The following is a 12,549-nucleotide window of genomic DNA, read 5'->3' as shown; positions in this document are numbered from 1 at the left end:
TCTTTGCAGTAAAAAATAACAAACAAAAAACTTTGTGGCTTTGTGGCTTTGTGGCAAAATCGGTATATTTACAAAATGGTATTAGTAACTGGAGGAACAGGTTTAGTAGGCTCGCATTTATTGCTTCATTTAATTGAAAATGGAGAAAATGTCCGGGCTATTTATCGAAACCAGAACAACATTCAAAAAACTAAATCGGTTTTTGAATTGTATAAAAAAGGAGATTTATTCGAAAAAATCAATTGGCTTGAAACCGATATTCTTGATGTTCCCTCACTAGAAACTGCTTTTATCGATATTGACTACGTTTATCATTGCGCTGCTTTCATTTCTTTTGATCCTAAAGACGAAGAATCTCTTCGAAAAACTAATATCGAAGGAACTGCCAATATGGTTAATTTTTCTATTGCCAAAGGAATAAAGAAATTCTGTTTTGTAAGTTCTATTGCCGCTCTGGGCGATATAGCACCACACGAAACTTATATTACCGAAGAAACCGACTGGAATCCTGAGAAACCCCACAGCGATTATGCGATTTCTAAATATGGTGCCGAGATGGAAGTTTGGCGCGGACTTCAGGAAGGTCTTGATGTTATTATTATAAATCCCGGGGTAATTTTAGGTCCAATTTCAGCAACAAAAATCTTCGATGAGGGAAGTGTCGAATTGTACCGAAAAGTAGCCAACGGACTCTCATTTTACACGCTGGGAAGTACTGGTTTTATCGCCATAAATGATGTGATTGGAATTGCACATGAATTAATGAAAAGCGACATCAAAAACGAGCGTTTTACTTTAATTGCCGACAATATTGTTTTTAAAGATATACTGGACACAATTGCTGAAGCTTTAAAAGTAAAAAAACCAGGCACTCATGCGAAGCCTTTATTGATGAATTTTCTTTGGATAGCGGATGCAGCATTTTCAACTTTGTTTTTTCAAAAGAGGCGTCTTACAAAAGCAACTGCAAAAGCTTCTTATTCTAAGAATCTGTACTCGAATGAAAAAATAAAAACCGCTCTGGGAACGGTTTTTCTAGATGTACATCAATATATAAAAGGCGTTTAGTTCTAAAACTATCTCTTTTTTCTTAATTGTATTAATTGTTTTATCGAATCGATAGTAGCTTGCTGTTTCAAAGGTTTCTTAACCGCTTCTTTTATTGAATCTGTTTCTTTCTTTTTCTTTTCTTTAGCTGCTTTTTTATCTTCGATTTTCATGATCGAATCTGTAGCTCTTTGGTTTACCGCCAATCGTTTGCTCACTTCGTCGAACATTTCTTTATAAGCTTCATAATCGGTTGCGTAATACATATTGCTTTGGGCAAATTGCAGGCTATCAACCTTAAACTTTCTTAAAATAAATTTTACAGGATCTGTTTCAACTGAGTCCAGCGAGATTGGATTTTGATATTTCATTGCATCCAAAAGAGACAAATCATACATAATATCAATCATCTTTTCTTTCTCGATAAGTTTTGCAGGTTGTTTGACCAACTCTTTTTTACAACTTACAGAAAGAAACAAAACCAATATTATTACTATACAATTTTTCATTTCAGCTTTTTATCTATCAAACAATAATCTTTTTCCGTTGCGAAGGTCTTTTACTTTAAAATTATTATAAACCAGTTCCCCATTCACGAAAGTGTGGGTGATTCTTGATTTAAAAGTATAATTTTCAAAAGGTGACCATCCGCATTTTGCCAGGATATTTTCCGGTTTTACACTCCATGGCAAACTTGGATTTACAATAACCAAATCGGCAAAATAACCTTCTTTTATAAAACCTCTTTTTTCGATTTTGAAAATTTTAGCCGGATTGTGGCACATTTTCTCTACGATTTTCTCTACAGTAATTTTTCCCTGGTGATGCGCTTCGAACATTGCCACAACAGCATGTTGTACAAGCGGCCCTCCCGAGGGTGCATTTAGATAAGATTGCATTTTTTCTTCTTTGGTATGAGGCGCATGATCTGTAGCAATTACATCAATACGACCATCGTTTAAAGCTTTCCAAAGTTCTGCTCTGTCCTGAGCAGTTTTTACAGCAGGATTCCATTTGATGAAATTTCCTTTTGTTTTATAATCTTCATCGGTAAACCAAAGATGATGCACACAAACCTCTGCGGTAATTTTTTTATCTTCTAATGGAATTTTATTTGTAAACAACTCCATCTCTTTCGCAGTCGAAAGGTGAAAGATATGCAAACGTGCTCCGGTTTTCTTTGCCAAAGCCACAGCTTTTGATGATGAAATATAACAAGCCTCAGCACTACGAATCAAATGGTGCGCCGTTACGGGAACATCATCGCCATATTGCTCTTTAAAAGCGGCAAGATTATTCTGGATCGTAGTTTCGTCTTCGCAATGCACAGCAATTAACATGGGTGTACTTGAGAATATTTTCTCTAAAGTCGCTTCGTTATCTACCAACATGTTTCCGGTAGATGAACCTAAGAAAATCTTGACTCCGGCAACATTTTTCGGGTTGGTTTTTAGAACTTCTTCCAGATTATCATTGGTTGCACCCATCATAAAAGAATAATTCGCAAATGATTTTACGGCAGCAATTTGATATTTATCTTCTAAAATTTCCTGAGTTACCGCATTAGGAACCGTATTAGGCTGCTCGATAAAAGAAGTAATTCCTCCCGCAACCGCAGCTCTCGATTCTGATTCTATATCACCTTTATGTGTTAATCCCGGCTCTCTAAAATGTACCTGATCATCGATTGCACCAGGAATCAAATAACTTCCTTCGGCATCTATCACTTTACAATCGGATGATTTTAGACTGATACTGTCTGCTACCTCAACGATCAAGTCGTTTTCGATCAGGACATCACCTTCAAAAATAGATCCTTCGTTTACAATTTTAGCATTCTTTATTAAAATCCTGTTCATCGCCATTGTGGTATTATAAGGTATTGAATAATTTTTTTAATCTTAGTGAAATTACACCAAGAATAGCTTCTTTGATAATGGCATTGCTCATTTTCGAAACTCCTTTTGTTCTGTCTGTAAAGATAATAGGAACCTCAGTAATTTCAAATTTAGCACAATAGGTTCTGTATTTCATTTCGATCTGAAAAGCATAACCCACAAATTTTATTTTGTTAAGATTGATTTTTTCCAAAACTTCTCTTTTGTAACAAACAAAACCTGCTGTGGCATCATGAATTTTCATTCCGGTAATAAACTTCACGTAAACAGAAGCAAAATAAGACATTAAAACACGGCTCAATGGCCAGTTTACCACATTTACGCCTGTTACATAACGAGAACCAATAGCTAGATCTGCTCCGCCAAAATGGCAAGCATCAAATAATTTTTCAAGATCATTGGGGTTGTGAGAAAAATCAGCGTCCATCTCAAAAATGTAGTTGTATTTGCGCTCTAAAGCCCATTTGAAACCGTGAACATAAGCAGTTCCTAAACCTGATTTTTTGGATCTTTTTTCTAAAAACAGCCTGTCAGGAAATTCTTCCTGCAACGCAATTACCTTATTGGCCGTAAAATCGGGCGAATTATCATCAATAATCAAAAGATGAAAGGGTTTGTGTTGTGAGAGTACAGCTCTAACTATACTTTCAATATTTTCGATTTCGTTGTAAGTGGGGATTATGACAATACAATCATTCATTTTTCTGCGTAAATTTCCTCGCAAAAGTAAACTTTTTATAGCATTTGATTCATAATAAATATATAATAAAAGCATTGAGACAAAAAATCACTAATTTTGTGTCGTTATGATTGAACAACTTCACCCTCGAATTATCGAAAACAAAGACTGGGCGACACTTTTATTTGTGTTAACCTTTGCTGTTGTTGCTATGACTAAATCAGCTTATGAAACTAGATTTAGCGAATTCAGCAAGCTTATTTTCTCAGACAAATACGCGAAGATCTATCGCGACAACAACCACCTGAAGAGTAGTTTTACCGTTGGTTTGTTTTTCGTTCAGGTTATTTCGTATGCATTTTTCATTCAGTTGACGATGCATATTTTTTCAGAAGATACCAAAACGGGAACTTATAGCATTTTAAAAACCGACTGGATACTGTTTATTCAGATCGCTACATTTTTACTTTATTTTATTCTGGCGAAGTTTTTAATCGAAAAAATTGTTGCAACTTCATTCAACATCGAGGAGTTTGCCGACCTTTTTAACTTACAAAAAGTTACTTACAGAACTTATATTGGCGTTTTGGTGCTTCCTATTAATGCTATTTTGTTTTATTATGACAATATTCCTAAAATTATACCACTGGCAATCATAGGTATTTCGCTATGTATCAGCCTCTACTCATATTTTATTTCAATAAAAACGTATCAAAACGTAATAATCAGCAAGTTATTTTATTTTATTTTATATCTTTGCGCTCTTGAAATAGCACCTTATTATTTTCTCTATTATTGGATTACAAAAGTAAGTGCTTAGAAAAAGTTTACAATATGAAAGTGAAAACAATTTTGGTGTCACAGCCTGAACCTAAAGTGGAAAATTCTCCTTACTTTGAGCTCCAACAAAAACACAAAATAAAAATTGATTTCAGACCATTTATTCATGTGGAAGGGGTTAATGCAAAAGAGATCCGATTACAAAAAATCGATCTTAATCATTATACTGCTATAATTTTGACAAGCCGTAATGCGGTGGATCACTTTTTTAGAGTAGCAGATGAAATGCGTTATAAAGTTCCTGAAGGATTGAAATATTTCTGCCAATCTGAAGCTGTTGCATTTTACCTGCAAAAGTATGTTGTGTATAGAAAACGTAAGATTTACGTTGGAGCAAAAGATTTTGCAGACTTATCACCTCTTATCAAAAAGTACAAAGACGAAAAGTTCTTGTTACCAGCATCCGATCAATTGAATGCTGATGCTCCTATAACGTTAAACAATCTAAAAGTAGACTGGGCACAAGCTGTTTTTTATAAAACAGTAATGAGCGACTTATCCGATCTTGCAGATGTTTATTATGATGTTTTGGCATTTTTCAGTCCAACCGGAATTAAATCATTATTTAAAAACTTCCCGGACTTTAAGCAAAACGAGACCAGAATCGCTGTTTTTGGAAGCACAACTCAAAAAGAAGCTCTTGATCATGGTTTAAGAATAGATATTCTTGCTCCAACTCCTGAAACTCCTTCTATGACCATGGCTTTAGAAAAATACATCGCAGAAGCAAATAAAGGAAAATAATCCTTCTTTAAAATATTCAATTTTTAAAATTCCAAATTCCAACTTTAATGCTGGGATTTGGAATTTTTTCTTTTTAAATCACTTTGGATTTTAAGTATCTAAACACAATCATTGTCATCCACGAACGAGGGATCTCCGCAAGAAACTCCGTAAAGTAAGTTACCTATCTTTGTCGAGCTATCCGCGGAGATCCCTCGTTCGTGATGACAAAAATGCGCATAATAACTTTGAACGTAGCCATTTGTCAAAGTTCCTTTCGGTCTTTATTTAAATTTCACATTTTAAGAACTTCTCTTTACTTCCTTAATCCTTAATGGTAAAAAAAAAAAAAAAAAAAAACTCAACGCTGAGAAAAATAATTCAAACCTTTATTTTTTAAATATTTTAAAGTTTTATTCCTAAATTTGATTTCTAACTAAAACCAAATAACTAAAATTAGTTTCAAATTACAACTCTCATGAAAATCAACTCCCTTTTAATCGAAATTGATGGTATCGACAAAGAAATCCTTCGTTACTTAATGGATGATGCCAGAAAACCTATTTTGCAAATCGCCAATAAAATAGGCATTTCAGGAGCTGCGATTCATCAGCGTTTAAAAAAACTGGAACAATCGGGCGTTATTTCAGGTTCGAAATTTACCGTAAACCCTAAAGTTTTAGGATATAACACTATGGCGTTTGTTGGTGTTTATCTGGACAAAGCTTCCCGAAACTCCGAAGCTGTAAAAGATCTCAAAAAAATCCCCGAAGTTCTCGAGTGTCATTATACCACAGGAAACTGGTCTGTATTAATCAAAATCATTTGTCGCGACAACGAACATTTGATGCAGCTTTTAAACACTAAAATTCAAGCCATAGAAGGTGTTTCAAGAACTGAAACGTTTATATCGCTGGATCAGCAGATCGATAGGCAGATACAATTGTAAATGAGATAATGTGTCAATTTGATAATTAGATAATTTTTTAAAATCTTTATGACGAATATTAGACCTGAGATTAAAACCATTCTATTTTTTATATTTTACTTTGTAATAGCATTCATAGGAGAAAAAACAAGTCCGAGTGGCGTATGCACGACGGGTGCAGGCTTTTTATTATTTTTACTTTCAATTCCGGTGAGTATAATTTATTCTTCAATTCTTTATTACAAATATTATAAATCAGAGAACAAACAATACTTAAACTCCATTTATATTATATCCGGAATTTGGGTTTTCCTATTTATCTCTTTAAGTTTCAGCAATTCATAAAAAAACCCGATTAGCGTTAAAACTAATCGGGTTTTCTATAAATCGTCTAATTATCAAATTGACACATTATCTCATTTTTAATTCCTCCTGCTTCCGGAATAAATCGAGATATAGTACAGCAGCGTTGCAATAGATCCTATAGCCGCTACAACATAAGTTCTTGCAGCCCATTTTAAAGCATCTTTTGCTCCTGCCTGTTCTTCTTGTGTCAGCATGTGTTTATTTTCCAACCAGGCAAGCGCTCTGTTACTCGCATCGTATTCTACAGGCAAAGTTATAATGGTAAACAATGTTGTTGCAGCAAAAATCACGATTCCTACCAGTAGTAATTGCGGAAAAGTCCTGATCATTAAAATTCCGGCCAGCAAAATCCATTGTACATAATTTGAGGCAATACTTACAATTGGCACCAGTTTAGAGCGTAAAGTCAGCCATTCATAACCTATAGAATGCTGCACAGCATGGCCGCATTCGTGCGCCGCAACAGCAGCTGCAGCCGCATTACGATGATTGTAAACTGCTTCGCTTAAATTTACTGTTTTATCTGAAGGATTATAATGATCTGTTAATTGTCCCGGAGTCGAGATTACTCTAACATCAGTAATTCCGTTATCAGCCAACATTTTTTCGGCAATTTCCGCACCACTCATTCCGTTTCTTAACTGTATTTTCGAATATAATTCAAACTTACTTTTGAGTTTTGAACTCACTAACCAGCTGAGCAACATAATTGCTCCTGCAATAATTAAATATCCACTTCCCATATTTTTTTACTTTTATTTGATTGATTACTAAAGTTACAAAAGAAACTGCAATTTCTGAACCAATTTAAAAAAATGTCATTTTGGCATTTTACAGGACATTTTTTTCAATCTAAAAGATTGTTTTTCAACAGTAGTGTTATTAATTCTGCGACATTTTTGGTTTTGTATTTCTGAAGGATATTTCGTCTGTGGGTCTGTACCGTTAAAAAGCTCAAAAAAAGTTCATCGGCAATTTCCTGGGTTTGTTTTCCTTTTGAAAGTAAAATAGCGATATCTTTTTCTCTTCGGCTTAAACTCGGAATAGTATCCAGATCTTCAGATAATGGCTGACTTACAATTATTTTAACCTCATCGCTAAAAACAATTTCACCCTCAATTGCTTTATTGATACAGTTTTTAAATTCGTCAAATGAAGCACTTTTCAAAATATAACCATTTCCTCCATTCTGAATAAATTGCATCACTAAACTTCGTTCAGACTGGCTGCTCATTCCAATAACAACTACCTGCGGAAATTTCTGTTTAATAGCTTTACACAAATCGATACCCGTTATCACTGGAAGAAAAATATCCAATAAAACCAAATCTACTTCGTTGCACTCCATATAATCAAGAAGCGCAACTCCGGACTGCATTTTTTCGATAATTTCAACATTTTCTAAATCAGATAAAAGTCCTGAAATACCCGAAATTACAATAGGATGATCATCAACCACCACCATTTTATATTTTTTACTCATTTTCCTGATTTTCGTTGATTACATTTAATTCAATATATGCCGATGTTCCCTGATTAGGTTTACTGTCAATTTCTAATTTTCCGTTTAGGAATTCCACACGGTTTTTGATGTTTTTCAATCCCATTCCGTTTTTATTTTTTGGGTCGAAAACATCAAAACCAACCCCATTATCTTCAACCGTAATAAAAAACACATCTTTATTTTGAGAGCACGAAACCAAAACCTGACTGGCCTTTGCATATTTTAAGGCATTATTTAATAACTCCTGAATAATCCTGTAAATCATGATTTCGGAATTTTTAGGAAGCCTTGATTTTTTTATCAAATACTGAAATTCAACTTTGGTAACAGCATTTGAATTTGCAGCGCATAAATCTCTTAAAGCATGTTCTAAACTTAGCTCCAGCAAACTTTCGGGCATTAGATTCTGTGATATGTTTCGAAGCTCTTTTATCGAATTATCAAGCAGGGCATCTACTCCGTTTACAGTTTCAGCATTTTCTTTTTTTGCCAGATTTAAATGAATTTTTACACTCGAAAGCATACTTCCCAGACCATCATGCAGATCTCTGGCGATTCTTCTGCGTTCCATTTCTTCTCCCTGAATCAAGGCTTTAGAAACCGAAAGTTTATGACGATTTTCAAAAGCAGACAGTTCTTGCTTAAGGTTGATTTCTTTTTGAATGCTTAATTTCTTTTGGTTTTTATTAAAAATCCACAAAAACAAGACAATCACAAGTAACAGAAAAGACAAACCTGCAAAAAGGAGTGAATTCAAACGGTTGCTGTACACCATTAAGGCGGCTTTATCATTTAGCGATTGCAGCATCGTTATTTTTTTCTCGCTTTCGGCTTTTTTGTATTTTGCTTCAAGTTCTACAATTTCACTTTTAAACTTAGTATTGTTTAAACTATCGTTTACTGCATTGTGTTTATTAGAATAATAATAAGCTTTGTCATACTCTTTTGTAGCATTGTATACCTTGGCCAATTCGTTGTAATAATTCTTTTTATCTATAACAAAAGGAGTATTCTTTAAAAGGTATTCTAAATTCTTTTTTGCTTTTTCATAATTCCTCAACTTAAAAAGCACTTCATACTCAGCAAATTTTAATCGGTTTACCGCAATTGCATTCTGATGTTTTTCGGCAGACTTTATTCCTTTCTCGTAACTTTCTAAAGCAATTGTATTTTTATTTTGTTTCGCATAATACAATCCTTCAGCATAAAAATAGGAATCGTTTAAGTTTGATTCAGGAAAGTTTTTTAAAGTCAAAAATGCCTTATCAAGTATTTTTTTGGCGTCATAAAAATGCTTTAGTTCTATTAGGTTTTCGGCATTTATGATATAAGTTTCCATTCTTGACTCTGCAAGTGTTGGCGATTTTTTAATCGCCCTTTCGATATATTTCAGGGCCTCGCTTAAATATTCGCTTGCTTTTTCACGCTCGTTATTATTCATAAAAATAATTGCAACCGCTTTATACAAACCACTTATAAGCTCATAATCACGACTTTTTTTGGCAGCAGGAATGGCTTCATTAATCAGCAGTTTCATATAAAGCTTTTCATTATTCTTTCGTTGCTGCATGATACCGTAATTCTGCAGGATAATTGCCCTGAGTCGAAATGCTTCGGTATTGTAATACTTTTTTAGTTTGTTGTTTCCTTCAAGCAGTGCTTTTTCGAAACCATCAACATCTCCTTTTTCTAAAAAACTATAGGAATTGTAAAATACTCCCGCATCGTTTAAAAACGGAAATTTGCTTTTTAGTTTATTGGCCTGCTCTAAATATTCTTTTGATTTTTTAGCATCCTGAACCATCAAATATAGTTTAGACAACTTAAAGCTATACAAACATTTAACACTATCTGACTTTGTATTTTTAGTGATTTTAGCAATACTGTCTATATAAACCGAATCATCATCAAGAGAAAGAATTACCTGGGAATGCGAAACGACAGATAAAAAAAGGGATAATATTAATAAGTAGATTTTCTTCATAAAGTGGTATTTATTCAAAAATATCAAATAAAAAAATGTTTGAAAAGGAATTCTACCACTTTTACCTGATATCAGGTAATGCAAAATGCATTTTATCAGGTATTGCCACCTCTTGAATAAGTGCCTAATTTTGTTTTAAAGAAATGTTAATTATTAAAAAAAATAGTATGAAATCAATTTTTAAAACTTTAGCGATTGTATTAACTCTGGCTTTTACAGCAGGATCTTGCAGCAGCGATGACGATAATGACTCACAACCAGTTTCTAGAGATGTAAAATATGAGCTAACCGGAAATTTTACCGGAGAACTTAGTACAATTTATTTTGACAAAGGCGGAAATCCGTTAAATGAGGACGTTACCAAATTGCCTTGGACTAAAGAGATTACCGTTGATGCAGATGTTAATGGTGTAACAGCTAGCGCAAGTGGTCATGGTGGCCTTAAAGATCAAACTTTAACTGCCAAAATTTATGTTGGCGGTAAAGTAGTAAAAGAATCTACCGCAAAAGCAAACAGTGACGGAATCATTGTAGTAACTCTTGTGCCTTACGTTTTTCCCCTATAATTTTTTAGGAGTAGAATTTTTATTTTAATTTTGGAAAAAAGAAGCTCTGCATTATTGCAGAGCTTCTTTTTTATTCCGCAAATTGATTGTTGATCACTTCAAACTTCTCAATTAGTCCATTAATTTTAGTTTGCTGTTTTTTAATTTGTTTCGGACGAATGTAAAACCAGTTCAATGCAATCCAAAGCAATGTAATTCCATAGGTGAAAATTGCCCAAAAAGCAGTCATCCTCACTGTGTATTCATACATATACAAACCAATTCCCACTCCAAGTAGTACAAAATACAAACTCAAAATGGTCGATTGCATGCATTGTTGTTTTTTTCTAATCGAAATTAACTGCTGTAAATATTCCTGATTGGTTTGTGTCGAATCGATATTTTTATAAGTCCCCAACAATCTGTTATAAACACCCACATACATTATCATGGCCAAAATCACTAAAATGATTCCAATTTTGGTCGAAATAAATTCGGGCTGATAATGGTACCATACAAAAATTACAAAAGCAGTTGTTGCTGCAAGTAAGATATTAGTTCTCCACAAAGATCTTAAACTTGATCTTTTAAACTGTTTTAATCTCAGTAACAAATCTTCGATATTGTGCTGATTTACGGTTTGTTTTTTCCATAAATCTTTAAAGTCTATATTATTGTTGTCCATTTTCTTTAAATTTTTGAGTCAGTTTTTCTTTTATCCTGTAAATTTTAACTCTCACATTTGCTTCGGAAAGTCCCACAATTTTGGCTATTTCTGCTTGCTTTACATCTTCTAATTCCAGCGAAATAATGATACGGTCTGTTTCCGCTAATTCTGCAATACACTTGTACAAAAACTGGATTTGAGGTTCTATTGAAGCCTGTTTTTCCTCCGTAAGATGATTGGGCAAATCCGATTTCAGGAAACGTCTCTCTTTTTCAATCTGCCTTAAACAATTATTAGATGCGATTCTAAAAATCCAGGTTCCTATACCGGATTCATTTCGAAAAGTTTCCAGCTGCTGCCAAACAATAATGAAAGTTTCCTGTGCCAAATCCTGCGCAATATCATAATTGTTTACAAACCCCATACAAAGCCTGAAGATCCTGTCCCAATATGTTTTATAAATAGTCTCAAATTCCATTTACTACGATTTTATAAAATTGCTGATCTGAGTTAAATACCACGCTTTATCATCATACATTATAAAGTGTAAACCTTTATTGGCATATTGAAAATTAGCTGTTTTCAAGTTTTTATATTGCCCCTCAATTGCAGGTTTTAAATTTACAAAATAAGATTCCAGTAAAATTAATGACGGACATTTTATAGCTGCAATTTTATCTCTTAAATCGGTATTATAAAAATCACAATACATTTCGGCAAAAGTCTTTCGATCTGATTTTACGCTCCAATCTACTACCATTTTCAGTTTCGAAGTATCTTCAAGAAGTATTGGCATTGTTTTTTTCTGCATATCATAAAACTGATTATCTGACATTCCTGTCATTTGAGTCACCATAGCAGAACAATCATTATTTTCTTTTGATGCAAAAGAAGGATCCATCAATGCAGCTAAACAAGGTAATCCATCAACCACAACAATTTTACTGATTAATTCCGGATAATCTGCGGCGATTGCAAGAGCCAATCCTCCGCCCATACTATGACCAACAACAATTGGTTTTTCTATTTTATTTGCTTTTATATAATGAGCAATTTCATCTTCCCAATTTTTAAACGAAGGATTTGGCTGGGGCTTTACCCCTGCAAAACCAGCCATTGTAAAAGTATAACAGGTAAAATCTTTTTCGAAAGTTGTTTTGGTTTCATTCCAGACATCTCCTGAAGAAGCAAACCCGGGAATGAATATCATAGCTTGTTTTCCTTTTCCGGTTTTAAGAACCTCAAACGGATATTGTTTTGCTTGTGCAAATACATTTAAACATAATGCTGAAAACAATAGGGCGATAATTAAGATGATATACTTTTTCATTTTTAATAGTTTTAAGTTGTTAAATGATTTAATTCGCC

General features: G+C 33.7%; 14 protein-coding genes. 5 read left to right on the top strand and 9 right to left on the bottom strand.

Going from position 1 to position 12,549, the window contains the following annotated elements:
- The first annotated feature begins 75 nt into the window (after nucleotides 1-75).
- On the top strand, nucleotides 76-1,068 hold the full coding sequence (locus GIY83_RS22020) for an NAD-dependent epimerase/dehydratase family protein (protein WP_194617743.1): 993 nt from the start codon (nucleotides 76-78) through the stop codon (nucleotides 1,066-1,068).
- A gap of 8 nt (nucleotides 1,069-1,076) precedes the next feature.
- Here the strand turns inward: GIY83_RS22020 and GIY83_RS22015 are convergent, their stop codons facing one another.
- From GIY83_RS22015 to GIY83_RS22005, 3 genes are read right to left on the bottom strand one after another with little or no spacing between them, the layout of a single operon-like run.
- Nucleotides 1,077-1,556 carry a DUF4296 domain-containing protein gene (locus GIY83_RS22015; protein ID WP_194617742.1) on the bottom strand — a complete coding sequence of 160 codons (480 nt, stop codon included), beginning with the start codon at nucleotides 1,554-1,556 and terminating at the stop codon, nucleotides 1,077-1,079.
- Nucleotides 1,557-1,565: 9 nt separating this feature from the next.
- Complete coding sequence (locus tag GIY83_RS22010; RefSeq protein WP_194617741.1) at nucleotides 1,566-2,906, bottom strand: dihydroorotase; 1,341 nt, start codon at nucleotides 2,904-2,906, stop codon at nucleotides 1,566-1,568.
- A 13-nt stretch (nucleotides 2,907-2,919) separates the two neighbouring features.
- Nucleotides 2,920-3,645 carry a polyprenol monophosphomannose synthase gene (locus GIY83_RS22005; protein ID WP_194617740.1) on the bottom strand — a complete coding sequence of 242 codons (726 nt, stop codon included), beginning with the start codon at nucleotides 3,643-3,645 and terminating at the stop codon, nucleotides 2,920-2,922.
- 106 nt (nucleotides 3,646-3,751) lie between these two features.
- Here GIY83_RS22005 and GIY83_RS22000 point away from each other — a divergent pair, with 106 nt between their 5' ends.
- From GIY83_RS22000 to GIY83_RS21990, 3 genes are all read left to right on the top strand, one after another.
- The gene (locus GIY83_RS22000) at nucleotides 3,752-4,444 is read left to right on the top strand and encodes a DUF4271 domain-containing protein (protein ID WP_194617739.1); all 693 of its coding nucleotides are present in this window, start codon (nucleotides 3,752-3,754) and stop codon (nucleotides 4,442-4,444) included.
- Between the two features lie 14 nt (nucleotides 4,445-4,458).
- A complete protein-coding gene (locus GIY83_RS21995) occupies nucleotides 4,459-5,208 on the top strand; it encodes a uroporphyrinogen-III synthase (protein WP_194617738.1) in 750 nt (249 codons plus the stop codon).
- A 457-nt stretch (nucleotides 5,209-5,665) separates the two neighbouring features.
- Nucleotides 5,666-6,136, top strand: coding sequence for an Lrp/AsnC family transcriptional regulator (locus tag GIY83_RS21990; RefSeq protein WP_035681816.1), 471 nt, complete (start codon nucleotides 5,666-5,668; stop codon nucleotides 6,134-6,136).
- 401 nt (nucleotides 6,137-6,537) lie between these two features.
- Here GIY83_RS21990 and GIY83_RS21985 read toward each other — a convergent pair whose 3' ends face one another.
- From GIY83_RS21985 to GIY83_RS21975, 3 genes are all read right to left on the bottom strand, one after another.
- Nucleotides 6,538-7,224 (bottom strand): zinc metallopeptidase, encoded by a 687-nt coding sequence (locus tag GIY83_RS21985; RefSeq protein WP_194617737.1) that lies wholly within the window; start codon nucleotides 7,222-7,224, stop codon nucleotides 6,538-6,540.
- 104 nt (nucleotides 7,225-7,328) lie between these two features.
- Nucleotides 7,329-7,964, bottom strand: coding sequence for a response regulator transcription factor (locus GIY83_RS21980; protein WP_194617736.1), 636 nt, complete (start codon nucleotides 7,962-7,964; stop codon nucleotides 7,329-7,331).
- Complete coding sequence (locus GIY83_RS21975) at nucleotides 7,957-9,969, bottom strand: sensor histidine kinase (protein WP_194617735.1); 2,013 nt, start codon at nucleotides 9,967-9,969, stop codon at nucleotides 7,957-7,959. Before GIY83_RS21975 ends, GIY83_RS21980 begins: the two co-directional genes overlap by 8 nt.
- A gap of 167 nt (nucleotides 9,970-10,136) precedes the next feature.
- Between GIY83_RS21975 and GIY83_RS21970 the strand changes: the two genes are divergently transcribed.
- Nucleotides 10,137-10,535: an MmpS family transport accessory protein gene (locus tag GIY83_RS21970; RefSeq protein WP_208683473.1), complete on the top strand. Its 399-nt coding sequence runs from the start codon at nucleotides 10,137-10,139 to the stop codon at nucleotides 10,533-10,535.
- 70 nt (nucleotides 10,536-10,605) lie between these two features.
- Here GIY83_RS21970 and GIY83_RS21965 read toward each other — a convergent pair whose 3' ends face one another.
- Genes GIY83_RS21965 through GIY83_RS21955 form a run of 3 tightly spaced genes read right to left on the bottom strand, consistent with a single transcriptional unit; the run spans nucleotide 10,606 to nucleotide 12,511 of the window.
- On the bottom strand, nucleotides 10,606-11,199 hold the full coding sequence (locus GIY83_RS21965) for a hypothetical protein (RefSeq protein WP_208683471.1): 594 nt from the start codon (nucleotides 11,197-11,199) through the stop codon (nucleotides 10,606-10,608).
- On the bottom strand, nucleotides 11,186-11,659 hold the full coding sequence (locus GIY83_RS21960) for an RNA polymerase sigma factor (protein WP_208683468.1): 474 nt from the start codon (nucleotides 11,657-11,659) through the stop codon (nucleotides 11,186-11,188). Before GIY83_RS21960 ends, GIY83_RS21965 begins: the two co-directional genes overlap by 14 nt.
- 3 nt (nucleotides 11,660-11,662) lie before the next feature.
- Nucleotides 11,663-12,511, bottom strand: a complete 849-nt coding sequence (locus tag GIY83_RS21955) for an alpha/beta fold hydrolase (RefSeq protein ID WP_208683466.1) — start codon at nucleotides 12,509-12,511, stop codon at nucleotides 11,663-11,665.
- Nucleotides 12,512-12,549 lie beyond the last annotated feature (38 nt).

Origin of the sequence: Flavobacterium sp. SLB02 (genome assembly GCF_009664855.1) — a bacterium.
Taxonomy (GTDB): domain Bacteria; phylum Bacteroidota; class Bacteroidia; order Flavobacteriales; family Flavobacteriaceae; genus Flavobacterium.
Note: the sequence above shows the minus strand (reverse complement) of the source record. Positions and strands in the feature narration are given on the sequence as shown.